Origin of the sequence: Cognatiluteimonas sedimenti, from assembly GCF_022808325.1 — a bacterium.
In the GTDB taxonomy this organism is placed as follows: Bacteria; Pseudomonadota; Gammaproteobacteria; order Xanthomonadales; family Xanthomonadaceae; genus Cognatiluteimonas; species Cognatiluteimonas sedimenti.
Genome location: NZ_JALGCL010000001.1, coordinates 54,071 through 72,868, shown reverse-complemented (window position 1 = coordinate 72,868; position 18,798 = coordinate 54,071). Strand labels below are relative to the sequence as shown.

The following is an 18,798-nucleotide window of genomic DNA, read 5'->3' as shown; positions in this document are numbered from 1 at the left end:
CCGCGAGGGCGGGCCGCCGACGCGCGTCAGAATTCCAGCGACAGGGTCAGCTGGCCGTAGCGTGGCGACTGCAGGTAGCGCTCCTGGCCGAAGAACTCGTCGCGGTCGCCCACGCCCGGCTCCAGGTCCTGGTAGACCCAGGTCGCCTTCTGATTGTTGAGCAGGTTGTAGACCGCCAGCTTCGCCCTGAAATTCGCCGCGCCGAACGAACGTTCGTACTCCAGGCTGGTACCCAGGTCGATGATCCACGGCATCCGGCCCGCGCCGCCGCGACGCGACAACTCGAACACGCGGTCGCTGGTGCTCCAGGTGTCGCCTTCGACCGCATTCTCCGGCAGCGTGCAGTTTTCCACGCAGATGTAGTAGCTGTGGTAGGAATCCCAGTCGAACGGGCTGCCGACACCGAACGCGGTGATCGGGCCGCCCGAGCGCGCATCCAGGGTGGCGCCCACGCGCCAGTTCTCGGCGAACGCGTAACTGCCGCGCAGCTTGATCTGGTGGCGATGGTCGTTGGCCAGCGGGCCGTAGCCATTGAGGTTCACGAACGGGTCGTCGAAGTTCTCGGTGCGACCCGTATCGCCGAAGTTGGTGTCGGTGTTGACCGGGCCCTCGGCGTTGCCTTCGCTCCAGGAAAGGGTGTACGAGGCGTTGAATGCCCACTTGTCGTCCCAGGCGCGGTCGACCTGGAACTCCAGCGCCTTGTAGGTGCGCTTGGGCTTCTCCCAGCCGACCTGCCCGTTCGGGGTGGAGTTGACGTACTCCCACTCGCCGCCGGTGAACTCGTAATGGTCGGTCTCCGTCCAGTACCCCTCCTTGGAGGTGTCGATGGTGACGTAGCCGTCGTCCTCGCCGTCGCAATCGGTGTCGCCCCAGAACGTGACGTCCTCGCCCGGGTTGGCCATGACCCACTGGGTGGAAATGCGACCGCAAGGCGTCGCGGTGATGCCCATGTCGTCGATTGCGTTGTGCAGCTTGCGGTAGACGCCGCGCACGCCCCAGGACCAGGTGGCGTCGATCTGCTGCTGGAAGCCCAGGATCAGTTCGTCCTGGTAGACCGGGTCCATGTCCGCGTCCACTTCCGAGCGCAGGTCGCCGAGCGTGCCGTCGCCCTGGCCGTTGTAGTAGCCGAACTGCTCGCCCAGGATCGGGGACGCGTAGTCCACGCCGTTGTACTGGAGGATTTCCCAGCCGTCGAAGGCGTAATAGGTGCGCTCGTCCAGCAGCGCGCCGCCCTGTTTGATGTTGATGACGTTGGCCACCGGCAGGAAGTAGCGGCCGACGTTGCCGAACACCTTGGTGCTGCCGTCGCCCTTCATGTCCCAGGAGAAGCCCAGGCGCGGCGCCCACATGTCGTCCATCTTGATGTAGCTGCGGCCGAGCTCGTCCTTGTTGTCGAAGCCCTCGTTGCGGATGCCCAGGTTGAGCACCAGGTTATCGCTCACCGACCAGTTGTCCTCCAGGTACCAGGCGCTGTTGGTGGTCTCGAAATTGCCGTTGAGCTCGTAGCGGCGCGCGCGCACGTAGGCGTAGTAGCCGTCCGGCACGATGCCGCCGCCGGAACTGCTGATGAAGGTTCCCGGCTCGGTCGAATAGACGTTGTACTGGTACTGGCCCGGGCCCGGGTAATGCTGGTCCAGCACCGAGGTGTTCTTTTCGCGGTCCAGGCCGAAGCGCAGCAGGTGGTCGCCCAGTGCCCACTCGAAATCCGCCCGCCATTGCTCGCGCTCGTCGGCGCGGTCGTAGACGGAGCTGTTGAAGTTGCAGCCGATCGCAACGCCCGGGTTCGGGACCCCCGAGCCCCTGGTGACGTAGTTGCACTCCGGGTCCGCAGGCGAGCGGCCGACGTCGTTGCGCTTGTTGTCGCCGGCCATCAGCTTCATCGACAGGTCGTCGGTGAGGTACGAGGTCCAGGTCAGGGCCCAGTTGCTGCCGCCGCTCTCCGAGAAGACGTCGCCGATCTTGGCGCCGCGCGTGCCGTTCTCCGGGTCGAAGTCGAACACCTCCGATGCCGTCGAGTTGTCGTTGGAGAACGCCATCAGGCTCAGCAGGTTGTTGTCGGTGACCTGCCAGTCAAGCGTGGTGCCCCAGAACCCATCGTCCGACTTGCCGTCGTAGAAGGGCTCGCCTTCGTCGTCGGTGCGCTGCGGGCGGATGTCGCGCCCTTCGTACATCGCGAAGAAGAACAGCTTGTCCTTCACGATCGGGCCGGACGCCCAGACGTTCAGGCGCTTGGAATCGGTCGAGTCGTAGCTGCGGGTGATGTAGCGCTCGCCCTCGAAATAGCTGTCGCGGCCCTCGGACTCCCAGTCGCGCGGCCCCCAGACGAACTTGCCGCCGTAATGGAACTCGTTGGTACCGGACTTGGCCACGGCATTGACCACGCCGCCGGTGGTGCGCCCGAACTCCACCGAGTAACCGCCGGTCTTGACCTGGAATTCGCGGTAGAAGTCGAACGGCGCTTCGGCGAAGCCGATGCGGTTGTAGAAATCGGTGACGTTGAGGCCATTGATGTAGAACGCGTTCTCGGCGACCGAGGATCCGCCGAAGGAGATGCCGCCGAAGCCGGCGCTGCCGCGGGCGACGCCCGGCGCCAGCAGCGCCACCGAGGAGACGTTGCGCTCGACCGGCATGCGCGCGATTTCCTGGGCGGTGATGTTCGTCGCCGACTCGGTGGAGCTCACGTCGATCGGCGTGACCACGCGCGAACCCACCACCTGCACCGCCGCGAGGTTGGTCGCGCCCGCGCCGACATCGACATTGGTGGCATTGCCCAGCGTCACCGCGATCGGAACCGGCTCGCTGCCTGGCGCCTCGACGTTGTAGTTGCCCACCGGGACGAAGGGGAAGCGGTAGTTGCCGTCCGCGTCCGCCGTCACGCTGCGGCTGAAACCGGTATCGGGGTTGGTGATGGTCACCTCCGAACCCGCTGCCGCATGGCCGGTGACCGAACCGGTGGCGCTCTGCGCCAGCGCCGGGACGACGGCCATGGACGAAAGGCACAGGCCCATCGCGATGCAGAGTACGGACTTGCGCAAATTCCGGGTGCTGCTCATAACCTCTCCCCAATCGGTGCTGGATCTGTGTGGATGGAAACTGCCGTCAATGCCCTTCCGCCCCCGCCGGCAGCAACTGCCAGGCGAAGTCGTAGTCCCACTGGTCGAAATAGAGGTTGCCGCCGCTCCATTCGGCTTCCCCGCGCTGCAGGTCCACCGTTTCGGAACGGAAATGCCGTTTGCGCGGCACCAACGGCCGGCTGTAGTCGTCGTTGAAGGCGATGCGGTAACCGTCGAGGCCGCCGAGGTAGAAGCCCGCGACCGCCGGATCCGGATCGTCGAGGCGGCCGAAGGTGACGTCCATCGGGACCCAGCCATAGGGCGCGATGTACAACTGGCCCCAATCGTGCAGGTTCCAGTAGGCGTCATCGGCCTGCGCGTCGTGGCCGGCGAACATCATCCCCGACTGCCAGCGCGCCGGGATGCCGTTGAGCCGCAGCAGCGTCATCAGCAGCAGGGTCTGCTGGCCGCAGTCGGCATGGCCGGCGTGCAGGGCGTAATCGCTGATGTTGCCGATCGTGGAGTACTCGCGCGCGCCGGCCCAGGGGATGCGGTCGACCGCGGCGTAGAGCTTCTGCGCGATCCGCCACGGATTGGTTTCGTCGCCCACGGCCTTGCGCGAGAACGCGCGCAGGTCGTCGCTGAAGACCACGTGCGGCGCGCGCTGCGCCACGAACGGCGCCAGCTCCGGGCTGATCTCAGCGGCCACGACCCTGGCCGGGTCGATGTCGAAATGGCGCGCGCTGATGGTGACGTCGTAGGTCACCGAAAACGTGGTCTTGCTGCCGGCGACCGCGGGCTGCTCGAAATACACGGTGCGCTGCAGCGTCGATTCCGGGGCGATCTCGTGCGCCGCCGGCACGCTGGAGACGAAGCGGATGTCCGCCTGCTGCCCCGCGATCGCCCGCGGGTACGGGATCCACGCCCGCACGGTCTCGCCCGCCGGCACCGCATCGGCGTCCACCACCAGCGACTGGGTGAAGCGCAGCCGGCGCGGCAGCACGCTGTCGGCATTCGCGGCACGCGCGGCGGCGACCACCGCGCGATGGTGCGGATGCGCCGATTCCAGCGGGCTTTCGACGAATGGCCTGGGATCGGCACGCTGTGCCCTGGCCTCCGCGCTGATCCGGAACAGGTTCGACCCGGTCCGGTTGAAATACAGGCGCCGGCCGTCGATGTCCATGCGCTCGAACAGCCCCTGCGCGTCCCAGCGCGCGAACCCGGCGTCGGTGAGATCCGGGATGTCGCGACGCACCCGCGCCTTGACCTGCTCCGCGGTCTGGTCGAAATCGAGCAGGATCCGGCGCATGCGCTCGCGCTGGTAAAGCAAGGCGTCCCGCGTGCCGGCCGATGTCGCTGGCGTCGCCAGGGCCTGGGCGATCGCCGCTTCGGCGCCCTTGAAGTCACCGGAATCGATCCTGGCGATCACGGCCAGCACGCCGGCGTCGCTCGCCACCTGCGCACCTGCCGCGACCTCGTCCGTGCCCGTATCCGTCAGGTGTTGCGCCGGCACGGCGAGGCCGCGGCCCGTCAGTGCGAGCAGCAACAGCGGCACGCACAGGCACCACCGGCGCTGCCGCGCCGTCGACGCCATGAGAGGGGCTGGAACCACATCCACTCGCCCGTTTTCCCCAGTGAAATCGCCAAGTGAAGGCTGTGTAACATGGCCCGGAGTGCTGGTCAATAATTTATTCTTTTCGTGTATGTTATGAGAATCACCTATTCCGCACTGCACAAAAAGTGGTGCGGCCGACGGGCGCTCGAGGGGACGCGATGATCCACACGGTCTGGCCCTACCTGGCTGTGATGCTGCTGGCCGCCGGCATCTTTTCGATGCTGGAACGGCGCACCGGGTGGAAGCTGTTTTCGGTGTTCCCGCCGATCGTGCTGGTGTACCTGTCGGTCACCGCGCTGGCGGTGGTCGGCCTGTGGCGGGTCACGCCCGCGATCCAGGCCGCGCAGACGCTGCTGATCGCGCAACTGATCCCGGCGCTGCTGTTCCTGCTGATGGTCAATTGCGACCTGCGCGCGATCTTCGCGCTGGGCCCGCGGGTGCTGGCGGTGTTCGCCTGCACCACGATCAGCCTGTCCACCGGCTTCGTCGTCACCTACTTCGTGTTCCGGCACTGGCTGCCGGCCGGCGACGGCTGGCAGCCGCTGGCGGCGCTCAGTGGCAGCTGGGTCGGCGGCACGGCCAACCTGGTCGCGGTCAAGCAGGCGATCGGCATGAGCGACAACAACCTCGCCCTGGCGCTGCTGACCGACGCGATCTGCTATTCGATGTGGGTGGCGATCCTGTTCTCGACGGCGCGGCTGGCGCCGGCCTTCAACCGCTTCACCCGCGCGCGCTCGAGCGCCGACCTCGTCGTCGCGCAACCGCCCGCGACCGGTCCGGTGACGGCGGACACGGTGCTGCTGTGGCTGGGCATGGCGTTGCTGGCCGCGGCGGGGTCGGCGTGGCTGGCGGCCTTGCTGCCGACCTCGGACATGGTCAGCGCCACGACCTGGAAGATCATCATCGCCACCATCGCCGGGCTGGCGGTCGCGCACACTCCGCTGGCGCGGTTTCCCGGCGCCAGCCGCATCTCCGGCGCGCTGCTGATCTTCGTGGTCGCGGTGATGGCCTCGCAGAGCAACTTCAGCGGCATTGCGACGGCGCCGCTGTACCTGCTGTGCGGCGCGTGCATCATCGCCATCCATGCACTGATCATGCTGCTGGCCGCGCGCCTGTTCCATTTCGACCTGTACCTGTGCGGGATCTCCTCGCTGGCGCACATCGGCGGTGTCGCGGCTTCGCCGATCCTTGCAGCGACCTACTCGCCGCTGCTGGTGCCGGTCGCGGTCCTGCTCGCGCTGCTCGGCTATATCCTTGGCACCGGCCTGGGCCTGTTGATGGCCACGGTGCTGTCGTCCATGGCTCCCGCCTGAGGCCAATCGAATGATCCCGATGCGATTCCCTTTGTCGACCGTCTCCGCCGCGCTGGCAATGACGCTGCTGGCCGCGGCGCCGGCGTGGGCGCGCGAACCGGTGGTGCCGATGCAGGTGCCGGCCAGCGGCGTGATCGGCGTCGAAGAGGCCTACCTGTCGCCGGAATTCTGGGTGTCGCGGCTGGCCCAGGGCGATGCGAACGCACCCGACCGCGTGCTGATGGACCGCGCCGCGATCGATGCGCAGAACGCGAAGCTGCTGCGCACGGACGATTCCATGCACGACCTGCGCGCGCTGCCCGCGACCCTGGACCGCGCGACGGTCGCCGGCTGGATCGAAGGCCTGGCATCGGCACCATCGAAGCCGCTGTACGACGAAGGCGGCAAGCCGGTGCCGCAGCCCACGCTCGACGCCATCGTCGCCGGCCGCGCCCTCGACGCGATCCCCGCCACCCAGGCCACCCGGTTCGGCATGGCGGTGCGGCGCGCCGCGCTGCGCGCCTTCCCCACCGACCTGCGCGTGTTCAGCAGCGACGACGACACCGACATCGACCGCTTCCAGGAAAGCGCACTGTTCCCGGGCACGCCGGTGGCGATCGTGCACCGCAGCGGCGATGGCGGCTGGTTGTTCGTGGTGAGCCCGCGCTACGCGGCGTGGGTCGAGGCGGGAGCCATCGCCGAAGGCAGCCGCGAGGCCGTGTTCGCGCATGCCGACAAGGCGCCCTACCGCGTCGTCACCGGCGCCAAGGTGCGCACTGTCTACAGCCACGAGCAGCCGCAACTGTCGGAGCTGCAACTGGACATGGGCGTGCGCGCCCCGCTCGCCGACGTGGCGCCGGACCGGCCGGTGAACGGTCAGCATCCCTACACCTCATGGGTGCTGGAGCTGCCGCTGCGCCACGACGACGGCAGCCTGGGTTTTGCGCCGGCGCTGCTGCAAAGGAACACCGACAGCGCCGGCGACTATTTGCCCCTGACCCCCGCCAACATCATCCGCCAGGGCTTCCGGTTCCTCGGCGAGCGCTACGGCTGGGGGCATTCCTACAACGGGCGCGACTGCAGCGGCTTCGTCTCCGAGGTCTACCGCAGCATGGGCGTGCAGCTGCCCCGCAACACCAGCGACCAGTCCGTCAGCCCGGCGCTGGATCGCACCCGATTCGAACCGGCCGATGGCCGCGACAGGCGCGTGGCCGCGGTGGCGGCGCTGCAGGTCGGCGACCTCGTCTACATCCCCGGCCACGTGATGATGGTGATCGGCCGCATCGGCGACGTGCCCTACGTGATCCACGACACCAACGGCGGCAGCTACCTCGGCGCCGACGGCCAGCTGCGGTCGATGCACCTCAACGCTGTTTCGGTGACGCCGCTGACGCCGCTGATGTTCAACGCCGCGCAGGATTACATCGACCGCATCACCAACATCGTCCGGGTGGCGCCCCGCCCATGAACGCCGCAACGGAAGGCCATGCCCGCATGTACATCCGCGAACTCCGCCGCCACGGCGGGCGCACGAAGGACCTGCCATGAAGATCAGCGACATCCAGTTCGGCATGCTGCGGGTGCCGCTGAAGACGCCGTTCAAGACCGCGCTTCGCACCGTCGAGCAGGTCGAGGACATCGTGGTGATGGTGCGCACCGACGACGGCCACGTCGGCTACGGCAGCGCCCCGGCCACCGCGGTGATCACCGGCGACACCCATGGCTCGATCATGGACGCGGTGCGCCATTACATCTCGCCGCGGCTGATCGGGCAGGACATCGCCAACCTCAACCGCGTCACCCACCTCGTGCAGGGGGCGATGGAGAAGAACTCCAGCGCCAAGGCCGCGGTCGAGATCGCGGTCTACGACCTCTGGGGCCAACTCTACGGCGCGCCGCTGTACAAGCTGCTGGGCGGCGGCGACCCGGTGGTGACCACCGACATCACCATCAGCGTGGATTACATCGACAAGATGGTGGCCGACTCGATCGATGCGGTGGAACGCGGCTTCGAATCGCTGAAGATCAAGGTCGGCAAGGACATCGGCGTCGACATCGAGCGCACCCGGGCGATCCACGCCGCGGTGGAGGGCCGCGCCCTGCTGCGCCTGGACGCCAACCAGGGCTGGACCGCCAAGCAGGCGGTCTACGCGCTGCAGACGCTGGAGGACGCGGGAGTCAAGCTGGAGCTGGTCGAACAGCCGGTCAAGGCCTACGACCTGGAAGGCCTGCGCTACGTCACCGAGCGCGTGCACACGCCGGTGATGGCCGACGAGAGCGTGTTCGGGCCGATGGAGGTGATCGAGCTGATCCGGATGCGCGCCGCCGACATCGTCAACATCAAGCTGATGAAGACCGGCGGCATCTCCAACGCCGTCCGCATTGCCGACATCTGCGGCATGCACGGGATCGAATGCATGATCGGCTGCATGCTGGAATCCAGCATCGGCGTCGCCGCCGCGGTGCACCTGGCGGTGGCCAAGGCCGACGTGATCACCAAGGTCGACCTGGACGGACCGTCGCTTTGCCAGTACGACCCGGTCACCGGCGGGGTGATCTTCAACGAATCGGAGATCACCGTCACCGATGCGCCCGGGCTCGGGATCCGCGAGATCCGCGGCCTGGTCGCGGTGGCCGACGACAAGGCCGCCTGAGGGCATGGCGATGTCGGCGCTGGTCAAGATCCGCTCCGAGCGCGACCAGATGTCGGCGATCGAGCGCCGCATCGCCGACTTCGTGCTCGAGAACGCGCAGCTGCTGCGCGACTACTCGTCGCAGCAGCTGGCCAACGCCGTGGGCATCAGCCAGTCGAGCGTGGTCAAGTTCTGCCAGAAGCTCGGATTCAAGGGCTATCCCGACCTCAAGCTGTCGATCAGCGAGGCGCTGGTGCGCGCCGACAGCGGCAACGCCGCGGTCCCGGCCGAAGCCGCGCCGCAGGACCGAAAGTCGACCCTGGCCTCGAGCCTGTGGCGGCGCAAGTCCGAAGCCGAGGAAGCCACCCGCCTGATCAACCCGCCCGATGCGATCGAAGCCGCCGCCAGGGCGATCGCCGCCGCGGGCAAGGTGTTCATCATCGGCCTGGGCGAGGACGACATCCACGCCCGCGCGTTCTCGCTGAAACTGTCGCTGCTCGGGATCCTGAGCGTGCACAACTTCGATACCGCGCACATGACCGCCAGCATGTCGGCGGCGGGCCCGGGCGACGTGCTGCTGGTGTTCTCCGAGCACGGCAAGCAGCCGGCGCTGTGCCAGATCTGCCGCTACTTCCGCGAGCAGCGCGGGCGCGTCATCACCGTCACCCGCCACACCTCCAACGCGTTGCGCGCGCATGCCGACATCGCCCTGTTGGTCTCAGCGCACGACGAGCGCGCGCACATCGAGCCGCTGCTCTACCATTCGGCGCTGCAGCACCTGCTCGACGGCCTGTTCGTGAACCTGTGCGAAGCCGACGGCGAGCGCCACGCCAGCCTGCTGGCCAACCTCGAGCGGATCCAGCCGCTGCTGGAACCCTGACGCGAAAGCCGGGCATTCCCGGCGCCATCCGAGACTGCCGATGCTCCGATCCTTGCTTGCCGCCGCCACGCTCGCCCTCGCCGCCTGCGCACACGCGCCCGTCGCTGGCGACGGCGACAGCGGCGCGCGCTGGCAACACGCGCGACAGATGGTCGTCGTCACCACCGACGGCTGGGACGACATCCACGGCCGATTGCGCACCTTCGAACGCGACCACGGCGGCACCTGGCGCGAAACCGCTGCCGCCCGGCCGGTGGTGATCGGGCGCAGCGGCGCGGCCTGGGGCATCGGCCTGCACGACATTCCCCCCGACGACGGCCGCGCCGGCGACAGCGGCCCGGTCAAGCGCGAGGGCGACGGCCGCAGCCCCGCGGGCGTGTTCGCCATCGGCCAAGCCTTCGGCTACGCCGCGAGCGGCGCAACCGCATTGCCCTACGCCGCGATGGACGCATCGGACTACTGCATCGACGTGAGCGGTTCGCCGCTCTACAACCGCATCGTCGACGCCGATGACGTCGGCGCCGACGCGGTCCGCGGATCCACCGAGCCGATGCGCCGCGACCTGCATGCCGACGGCGACCAGCGCTATCGCCTCGGCTTCGTGATCGAACACAACCCGCGGGCCCGCCCGATGGCCGGAAGCTGCATCTTCGCCCACCTGTGGAAATCGCCCGATACCGCCACCGCCGGCTGCACCGCGATGCAGGACGCAACGATGCAGGCGCTGCTGGCATGGCTGGATCCGGCGCTGCAACCGGTCTTCGTGCTGCTGCCACGGGCCGAGTACGACCGCTTGCGGGTGCCGTGGGGCCTGCCCCGGTAGCGGCCGCGACGCCCGGACTTGATCCAGACCTTTCCTGCCGACGACGGAACCCCGCGCATGTCGATGACCGCCCGCATCCTCACCGGACTGGCCTCCGGCGCCCTGATCGGCCTGCTGCTGGCCTGGCTGGACCCCGCGCTGGGCACGCGCGTGGCTGACATCGTGCAGCCGTTCGGCAAGCTCTGGCTCAACGCGCTGCAGATGACGGTGGTGCCGCTGGTGCTGGCGCTGGTGATCGTGGGTGTCAACACCGCCAGCGACGCCGCCAGCTCCGGCCGCGTGGCGCGGCGCGCGATCCTGGTGTTCCTGGCGATCCTGTCCGGCGCCGCCGCGTTCGCGGCGATCGCCGCGCCGGCCCTGCTGTCGCTGTTCACCCCGGATCCGGACCTGGCCGCCGCCCTGCACCACGCGTCGGGCGGCGCGGGCGCCACCGCGGCGGTCGCGCCGTCGAGCTGGGCCGACTCGCTCACCGCCATGGTGCCGAGCAACGCGATTGCCGCCGCCGCGGCCAGCGCGATGCTGCCGCTGGTGGTGTTCGCGCTGTTCTTCGGCTTCGCCCTGACCCGGATCGGGCCGGACCATCGCAACAAGATGGTGGATTTCTTCCAGGCCATCGCCGACGCCATGATCGTCATCGTGCGCTGGGTGCTGTGGGCCGCCCCGGCCGGCGTATTCGCGCTGATCCTGGCGGTCTGCGCGCGCTCTGGCCTGGGCATGATCAGCGCCCTTGGCATCTACATCGCCCTCGAGTGCGTGCTGTACCTGGCCGCGACCGTGCTGATGCTCCCGGTGGCGGTGCTGTGGGGCGGCGAACGCCTGCGCCGCTTCGCGACGGCGCTGCTGCCGCCGCAGGCGGTCGCCGCGAGCACCCAGTCCTCGCTGGCCTCGCTGCCGGCGATGCTGCAGAGCGTGGACCGCAACCTGGGCTATCCGCGCGAGGTCGCTTCGCTGGTGCTGCCGATGGCGGTGTCGCTGTTCCGCATCACCAGCCCGATCCAGTACATGGCCACGGCCTGTTTCATCGCCTGGGCGTTCGGCATGGACCTCACCGCAACGCAACTGGCCACCGGCGCCGCACTGTCGGTGCTGATCAGCATGGGTTCGGTGGGGCTGCCCGGCCAGGTCAGCTTCATGGCCACCAACCTGCCGGTGACCACGGCGATGGGCCTGCCGCCGGGCCCGCTGGGCCTGCTGCTGGCGGTGGACACGATCCCGGACGTGTTTGCCACGGTCGGCAACGTCAGCGCGGACATGGCCGCCACCAGCGTGGTGGTGGGGCGGACGCGCGCCGGCTACCCGGTCGTGGACGATGGCAGCGGACCACCGGCCTGACCGTGCCGGGCGGTGGATTGGCCCGCGCAGGGAGGCTCGTGCGAAAATCGCCGGGTTGTGGCCCCGTAGCTCAGCTGGATAGAGCGTCCCCCTCCTAAGGGGAAGGTCGTGCGTTCGAATCGCGCCGGGGCCGCCAGATGCATGCAGGTCCTTCTGCAAGAGCCCGCACATCCATGTGCGGGGGTTCAAATGAAACGCCCGCACGGGCAGGCATCCGTCAGTACTGGCGGTCCTGCGCGAGCGGCATCACCGGAGTTTCGACATGACCCACCCCGTCCTCACCGCCCTCGGCCTCGGCGACAACGAGTCCGGTACCTACCTCGGCAACGGCGAATGGTCGAAGACCCGCGACGCCGGCGTGCTGGAGCCGGTCAACCCGACCGACGGCCAGGTGCTGGCGCGGGTGCAGGCGTCTTCGCAGGACGATTACGACACCATCGTCGAGCGCGCCCAGGCCGCGTTCAAGGTCTGGCGCACGACCCCGGCGCCGCGCCGCGGCGAGGCGGTCCGGCTGTGCGCGGACGCGCTGCGCGCGCACAAGGACGCGCTGGGTTCGCTGGTCGCGCTGGAGATGGGCAAGTCCAAGCCCGAAGGCGACGGCGAGGTGCAGGAGATGATCGACATCGGCGACTTCGCCGTCGGCCTCTCGCGCCAGCTGTACGGCCTGACCATGCATTCCGAGCGCCCGGGCCACCGCATGTACGAGCAGTGGCAGCCGCTGGGGCTGGTGGGCATCATCTCGGCCTTCAATTTCCCGGTCGCGGTCTGGGCCTGGAATTCGTTCGTGGCCGCCGTATGCGGCGACATCTCGATCTGGAAGCCTTCGCCCAAGGTGCCGCTGTCGGCGATCGCCTCGATGCGCATCTGCAACGAGGCGCTGAAGAAGGGCGGTTTCCCCGACCTGTTCTTCCTGTTCAACGACGGCGGCACCGAGCTGGCGTCGAACTTCGTCGACGACAGGCGCATCGCGCTGGTCTCGTTCACCGGCTCGACCAAGGTCGGCCGCATGGTCGGCGAGCGCGTCGCCCGCCGCATGGGTCGCTCGCTGCTGGAGCTGGGCGGCAACAACGCGATCATCCTCGACGAAACCGCGGACCTGAAGCTGGCGATCCCGGGCATCGTGTTCGGCGCGGTCGGCACCGCCGGCCAGCGTTGCACCACCACCCGCCGCCTGTTCGTGCACGAGTCGATATACGCGGACGTACTCGGCAAGCTGGTCGCGGCGTACAAGCAGGTCGAAGGCAAGATCGGCGACCCGACCGACCCGAGGAACCTGATGGGCCCGCTCAACAGCCAGGACGCCGTACAGGCCTACCTCGACGCGATCGCCAAGGCGAAGGCGTCCGGCGGCAAGGTCGAGACCGGCGGCGCCGCGATCGAGCGTGCGGGCAACTTCGTGCTGCCGGCGATCGTCACCGGCCTGGGCAACGACGCCGAAGTGGTGCAGACCGAGACCTTCGCGCCGATCCTGTACGTGATGAAGTACAAGGACCTCGACGACGCGATCGCGATGCAGAACGACGTGCCGCAGGGCCTGTCGTCGTCGATCTTCACCAACAACCTGAAGGCGGCGGAGAAGTTCCTGTCGGCGGCCGGCTCGGATTGCGGCATCGCCAACGTCAACATCGGCACCTCGGGCGCGGAGATCGGCGGCGCATTCGGCGGCGAGAAGGAGACCGGCGGCGGTCGCGAGTCGGGTTCCGACGCGTGGCGTGCCTACATGCGCCGCCAGACCAACACCATCAACTATTCGGACTCGCTTCCGCTGGCGCAGGGCATCAAGTTCGACCTGTAAGGGCGCGGTCGTGCCTGTGCCTGCAGGCATCCGGCGTCCCTTGCGTGCAACCCAGGGCTTGAGCGACAAAGGTTTCCCGCCCCCGCGGGAATGACGACGAGGCTGCGACGAACCAACGATGTATTCCCTCGCCCGCCCGTTCCTGTTCGGCCTGGATCCCGAGCGCGCGCACGCGCTCGGGCTTTCCGCACTGGAGAGCGCGTACCGCTGCGGGCTCAATCCGCTGCTCGCGGCCCGCCCCAACCCGTTGCCGACCAAGGTACTTGGGCTGGTGTTCCCCAACCCGGTCGGCCTCGCCGCCGGGCTCGACAAGAACGGCGCCCACGTCGATGCGCTGCTCTCGCTGGGTTTCGGCTTCGTCGAGGTCGGAACGGTGACGCCGCGGCCGCAGCCGGGCAACCCGAAGCCGCGCATGTTCCGGCTGCCGCTGCACCGCGCCATCATCAACCGCCTGGGTTTCAACAACGACGGCGTCGACGCGCTGGTGCGCAACGTCGAACGCGCCAAGCGCAAGGACGGCCTGCTCGGGATCAACATCGGCAGGAACAAGGACACGCCGAACGAATCGGCGGAGTCGGATTACCTGTTCTGCCTGGAGCGGGTGTACCCGCTGGCCGACTACATCACCGTCAACATCTCCTCGCCCAATACCGCCGGCCTGCGCGAACTGCAGGAGGAGCAGGCGCTGCGGCGGCTGGTCGGTACCCTGCGCGAGGCGCAGGAGCGGCTCGGCGCGCAGCACGGCAAGCGCGTGCCGATGCTGGTCAAGGTCGCGCCGGACCTGTCCGACGACGACATCGACGCCGCCGGGCGCGTGCTCGGCGACCTGCAGGTCGATGGCGTCATCGCCACCAACACCACCGTGTCGCGGATCGCGGTGCAGGACCATCCGCTCGCGCGCACGGCCGGCGGCCTGTCCGGCGCGCCGCTGATGGACAAGTCGACCGCGGTGCTGCGGATGCTGCGCACCCGGCTTCCCGAGTCGATCCCGCTGGTCGGGGTCGGCGGCATCATGACCGGCGCCGACGCGGCCAAGAAGATGGCTGCCGGCGCGTCGCTGGTGCAGGTCTACACCGGGCTGGTCTACCGCGGCCCGGCGCTGATCGGCGAGTGCGTCGAGGCGATGCGCCGGCGCAAGGAAGCCCCCAGCCGCGGCAACCTGCCGCCGCATGACTGAACCCGCCTCCATGGCGAAATACCGGTTGATCGAGAACGCGCGCCTGGACGCGCGCAACACCTTCGGCGTGCCCGCGCGTGCGCCGTTGCTGGTGGAAGTGGCCGATGCCGCCGCGCTGCCGGAGCTGTTCGGTTACCCGATGCTGCGCGAGGGCCCGGTACTGGTGCTCGGCGGCGGCAGCAACCTGCTGTTCGCGGGCGACCCGCCGGGCGCGGTGCTGGCATTGGGCGGGCAACAGATCGGGATCGTCTCGGATGACAACGGCGTTGCGATCGTCCGCGCCGACGCCGGCGTGGAATGGCACGCGCTGGTGCTGTGGACCCTGGGCCATGGCCTGGCCGGGTTGGAGAACCTGGCCCTGATCCCGGGGACCGTCGGCGCCGCGCCGATCCAGAACATCGGCGCCTACGGCGTGGAAGTGCGCGAGCACGTACACGCGGTCGAGGCCTTCGAGCGCGCCACCGCGACGCCACGCCGGCTGTCGGCACGGGATTGCGCGTTCGGTTACCGCGACAGCTTGTTCAAGCGCGAACCGGAACGCTTCGTGGTGACTGCGGTCGAGTTCGCGTTGTCGCGCTCGCCGGTATTGCGGCTGGAGTACGCCGGCCTTGGCGACGAACTCGCGGCGATGGGCATCGACGCCTGCGCCACCGACACAGTGCGCCCGTCGCAGGTGGCCGAAGCGGTGTGCCGCATCCGCCGCCGCAAGTTGCCCGACCCGGCCGTGCTCGGCAATGCCGGCAGCTTCTTCAAGAACCCGATCGTCGCGCTCGCGCAGGCCGAGGCGCTGCACGCCGCGCACCCCGCGCTGCCGATGTTCCGCGGCTACGACGATGCCACCCGCAAGCTGTCGGCGGCGTGGATGATCGACGCCTGCGGCTGGAAGGGCCACCGCGATGGCGACGCCGGCGTCGCTGCCAGCCACGCGCTGGTGCTGGTCAACCACGGCCACGCCAGCGGCGCGCAGCTGCTGGGGCTGGCGCGGCGGATCGCGGCCTCGGTGCATGAGCGCTTCGGCGTGGCGCTGGAGCCGGAGCCGCGGATCGTCGGCGCGCCATGGTGAGCCCCCCCGTGCCGGCGGCCCCGCAACCGGCGCCGTTCGTGCGCGCCGCCGCGCTGATGCTGGCCAGCACGCTGTTCTTCGGCCTGATGGCGGTCACCATCCGCCTGGCCTCGGCGACGCTGTCCACCTTCGAGATCGCGTTCTTCCGCAACCTGTTCGGGCTGGCCGCGCTGATGCCGTTCTTGCACCGGGGCGGTGCCGCGGTGTTCCGCACCCGCCAGTTGCCCCGCTATTTCGTGCGCAGCGCGATCGGCATCGGCTCGATGCTGTGCGGCTTCTGGGCGATCGGCCACCTGCCGATGGCGCAGGCGATCTCGCTGTCCTACTCGACCCCGCTGTTCGTGACCATCGCCGCGGTGTTCTGGCTCGGCGAGGTCGTGCGCCGCCGCCGCTGGACCGCGGTGATCCTGGGCTTCATCGGCGTGCTGGTGATCGTGCGCCCGGGCACCGAGGGCTTCAGCGCGGGCTCGCTGGTGGCGGTCGCCGCGGCGGTGCTCAGCAGCATCGTGGCGATCCAGATCAAGCAGCTGTCGCGGGTCGATCCGCCGGACACGATCGTGTTCTACACCTACGTGTTCTGGGTGCCGTTGTCGCTGCTGCCGGCGTTGTTCGCGTGGACCTGGCCGCAGGGAATCGACTGGTTGTGGCTGCTGGCGATCGGCGTGTTCGGCACCGGCGGGCAGTTGTTCTGGACCCGGGCGCTGAAGCTGGGCGAAGTCTCGGCGCTGACCCCGATCAGCTTCATGCAACTGCCGCTGGTGACCGGGCTGGCGTGGCTGCTGTTCGACGAAACCATCAGCCACTGGACCATCGCCGGCGCGGCGATCATCTTCGGCGCCAATCTCTACATCGCGCACCGCGAGGCGCAACTTTCGTTGCGCGCGCAGACCACGGCGCCGGTGGAGGCCGCCAAGCCCGGGGAGTAGCCGCCGCCCGGGCTTCCCGAATCGCCCCCAACGGGCGCACTTGACCCATGCACGGCCGGGGTGTATCTGCACATCCGAAGCCCGAACGCGGCAGCGGCCCGTGCACCACCGACGGGCCGCGCCCATGCCGCGTCGACTCGACAAGGACAAGCCCATGGCCAGGCAACGCCGTCCCGTCGCAACCGCCGTCGCCCTCGCCGCCGTCGCCGCCGCGGTCTCGCTGGCATTGCATGCCGAGGCAGGCGACTACGGCTACTGGCAAACCCTGCAGAACCTGGTCAATCCGCCACCCGCGGACAGCCCGGTGACGCCCGAACAGCGCCAGGGCCCGTATCCGCTGCTGTCCAATCCCGCCGGTTTCGACGACGGCTTCGTGCCGGGCGACTACGGCGAGTGGCAGACGGTGCAGCTCGCGCCGGAAACCGGCGCCACCTGCGGCAACGGCTCGCCGTACAAGTTCTTCGTCAACCGCGTGCCCGGCACGCGCAACACCCTGGTGTACATGGAAGGCGGTGGCGCCTGCTGGGACTACGCCAGCTGCAGCGGCCGGGACGGCGTTCGCGGCGCACGCAATCCCGACGGCATACCCGACGACTACATGAGCATCGCCAATCCGGCGGCGCGGATGGTCACCCCCTTCATCACCCGCGTCACCCCGTTCGATGCGGTCAAGACGCAGCAATGGAACCTGGTGTACGTTCCCTATTGCACGGGCGACATCTACAGCGGCGACCGCGTCTCGGTGTACGACGACCCGGACGACGCGGAAGAACCCCTGGTCTGGCACCACAACGGCCTGCGCAACAACCGCGCGGTGGTGGCCTGGCTCAAGGACAACCTGCCACGGCCCACCCAGATGTTGTCCGCCGGTTGCAGCGCCGGCGGCGCCGGCAGCCTGACCAACTATGCCGTGCTGCGCCGCGACCTGGCTCCGAGCTACGGCTACCTGCTGGACGATTCCGGCCCGATTTTCGAAGCCCCGCGCGGCAGCGACCCGGAGCAATACCCGCAACTGCCCTTGCAGGAGCACATCCGCGTGGTCTGGGGCCTGGACGCGCCCTCCGGCCCGTTGCAGACGCTGGCGGCGGAAATGCCCGGGTTCGACCTCGACCAGCTGGGCTCGATCTATCCGGCGCTGTCGGCGCGGTTCCCGCGCGACCGCATGGGCCATGCCCACTTCTGGCAGGACCTCAACTACTCCGCCTATTCCTACGAGCGCTTCTTCCCGGAGATCGAAAACGCGCCCGACCAGGCGACGAGGGAAGCGCTGCTCCATGCCAAATGGGCGCAGGACACCACGCGCCTGACCGCCCTGCTCGACGGGCTTGGCAATGTAGGTGGCTACTTCCCGCAGTACCGCTCGCTCAACGAGAGCCATTGCACCACCATCGTCGATTTCCAGAACGGCGACGTGCAGGCGCAGGCACTGGAACTTTCGGATTTCATCGACAGCGTCCTCGACGGCCATGGCGACGTGCTCGACGCCAGCGAGGACAGCGACGCGCAGGACCGCGACAAGCCCTTCAACCTGCTGTACTGGCTGGTCGACCACGTGCTGGGCTGAGGCATGGCCTGCGCCTGCCCGGATCGCCATCGCCGCAGCGCAACCGCCATCGCGCTCGCGGCCGGCATGTTGCTGCTCGCCGCTGGCTGCGGCGGCCGGCACGAAGACGCCGACGTCCCGGACGCAAGCGCCGGCGCGCCGCCCGCGGCGCCCGACCGCGCGCGGGCCCGGCTGCTGCAGTCGCCGCAGGTGCGCCACTGGCAGGAACAGCAACGCTTCTCGCGGGAAGCGCGCGAATTCCTGCGCACCGCCGCGGCGCTCCCGGCGTTCGAACGCGCGCAGCGCGCGGACGTGCTGGAAACGCAGATCACCGAACGCGAACGCACGCGCGAGCTGTCCGCCGGCGAGGCGATGCTGTTGCGCGTGGCCATGGTGCAGGCAATGCCTGGCAGCGATGCGGACCAGGCGCGCCGCCTGGCCACGCTGGCCGAGGCTTACCGCAAGGACGCCGAGCGCCGGGAAGCGGCCTGGGCGGCCCGGCAGCGCGCCGATCCGCGCATGCAGCGGTACAAGGCGCGCGAACGCATCGTGGTGGCCGAGGTGCTGGCGATGGAGACGATCCCCGGCGGCCTGACCCGCGACCAGTACCTGCGCCAGCGCCTGCAGCAGGAACGCGAGCGCGCCTGGGGCAACGGCGGTTGAGGC

General features: G+C 69.0%; 14 protein-coding genes and 1 tRNA gene. 13 read left to right on the top strand and 2 right to left on the bottom strand.

The features are described from left to right. Positions 1–26 precede the first annotated feature (26 nt). The gene (locus MQC88_RS00330) at positions 27–3,053 is read right to left on the bottom strand and encodes a TonB-dependent receptor (RefSeq protein ID WP_243318135.1); all 3,027 of its coding nucleotides are present in this window, start codon (positions 3,051–3,053) and stop codon (positions 27–29) included. 46 nt (positions 3,054–3,099) lie between these two features. Next, positions 3,100–4,647 carry a transglutaminase-like domain-containing protein gene (locus tag MQC88_RS00325; RefSeq protein ID WP_425491507.1) on the bottom strand — a complete coding sequence of 516 codons (1,548 nt, stop codon included), beginning with the start codon at positions 4,645–4,647 and terminating at the stop codon, positions 3,100–3,102. Positions 4,648–4,826: 179 nt separating this feature from the next. On the opposite strand from MQC88_RS00325, the gene MQC88_RS00320 reads away from it, so the two are divergent. From MQC88_RS00320 to MQC88_RS00260, 13 genes are all read left to right on the top strand, one after another. Beyond that, the gene (locus MQC88_RS00320) at positions 4,827–5,981 is read left to right on the top strand and encodes a DUF819 family protein (protein WP_243318133.1); all 1,155 of its coding nucleotides are present in this window, start codon (positions 4,827–4,829) and stop codon (positions 5,979–5,981) included. 19 nt (positions 5,982–6,000) lie between these two features. Then, on the top strand, positions 6,001–7,428 hold the full coding sequence (locus MQC88_RS00315) for a C40 family peptidase (RefSeq protein ID WP_243318131.1): 1,428 nt from the start codon (positions 6,001–6,003) through the stop codon (positions 7,426–7,428). Between the two features lie 76 nt (positions 7,429–7,504). Further along, a complete protein-coding gene (locus MQC88_RS00310) occupies positions 7,505–8,614 on the top strand; it encodes a dipeptide epimerase (RefSeq protein ID WP_243318129.1) in 1,110 nt (369 codons plus the stop codon). 10 nt (positions 8,615–8,624) lie between these two features. Further along, entirely contained in the window at positions 8,625–9,473 is an 849-nt protein-coding gene (locus MQC88_RS00305) for a MurR/RpiR family transcriptional regulator (protein WP_243320169.1), read from the top strand. A gap of 40 nt (positions 9,474–9,513) precedes the next feature. Further along, positions 9,514–10,296 (top strand): L,D-transpeptidase family protein, encoded by a 783-nt coding sequence (locus tag MQC88_RS00300; RefSeq protein ID WP_243318127.1) that lies wholly within the window; start codon positions 9,514–9,516, stop codon positions 10,294–10,296. A 57-nt stretch (positions 10,297–10,353) separates the two neighbouring features. Next, a complete protein-coding gene (locus tag MQC88_RS00295; protein ID WP_243318125.1) occupies positions 10,354–11,628 on the top strand; it encodes a dicarboxylate/amino acid:cation symporter in 1,275 nt (424 codons plus the stop codon). A gap of 59 nt (positions 11,629–11,687) precedes the next feature. After that, positions 11,688–11,764 (top strand) — tRNA-Arg (locus MQC88_RS00290). Between the two features lie 126 nt (positions 11,765–11,890). After that, complete coding sequence (gene amaB / locus MQC88_RS00285; RefSeq protein WP_243318124.1) at positions 11,891–13,423, top strand: L-piperidine-6-carboxylate dehydrogenase; 1,533 nt, start codon at positions 11,891–11,893, stop codon at positions 13,421–13,423. Positions 13,424–13,541: 118 nt separating this feature from the next. After that, on the top strand, positions 13,542–14,600 hold the full coding sequence (locus MQC88_RS00280; RefSeq protein ID WP_243318122.1) for a quinone-dependent dihydroorotate dehydrogenase: 1,059 nt from the start codon (positions 13,542–13,544) through the stop codon (positions 14,598–14,600). Beyond that, complete coding sequence (gene murB / locus MQC88_RS00275) at positions 14,593–15,663, top strand: UDP-N-acetylmuramate dehydrogenase (protein ID WP_243318120.1); 1,071 nt, start codon at positions 14,593–14,595, stop codon at positions 15,661–15,663. Before MQC88_RS00280 ends, murB begins: the two co-directional genes overlap by 8 nt. Further along, complete coding sequence (locus MQC88_RS00270) at positions 15,657–16,589, top strand: DMT family transporter (protein ID WP_243318119.1); 933 nt, start codon at positions 15,657–15,659, stop codon at positions 16,587–16,589. Before murB ends, MQC88_RS00270 begins: the two co-directional genes overlap by 7 nt. 154 nt (positions 16,590–16,743) lie before the next feature. Continuing rightward, on the top strand, positions 16,744–18,153 hold the full coding sequence (locus MQC88_RS00265; protein WP_243318118.1) for a pectinacetylesterase family protein: 1,410 nt from the start codon (positions 16,744–16,746) through the stop codon (positions 18,151–18,153). 3 nt (positions 18,154–18,156) lie between these two features. Next, positions 18,157–18,795 (top strand): hypothetical protein, encoded by a 639-nt coding sequence (locus tag MQC88_RS00260; RefSeq protein ID WP_243318117.1) that lies wholly within the window; start codon positions 18,157–18,159, stop codon positions 18,793–18,795. Positions 18,796–18,798 lie beyond the last annotated feature (3 nt).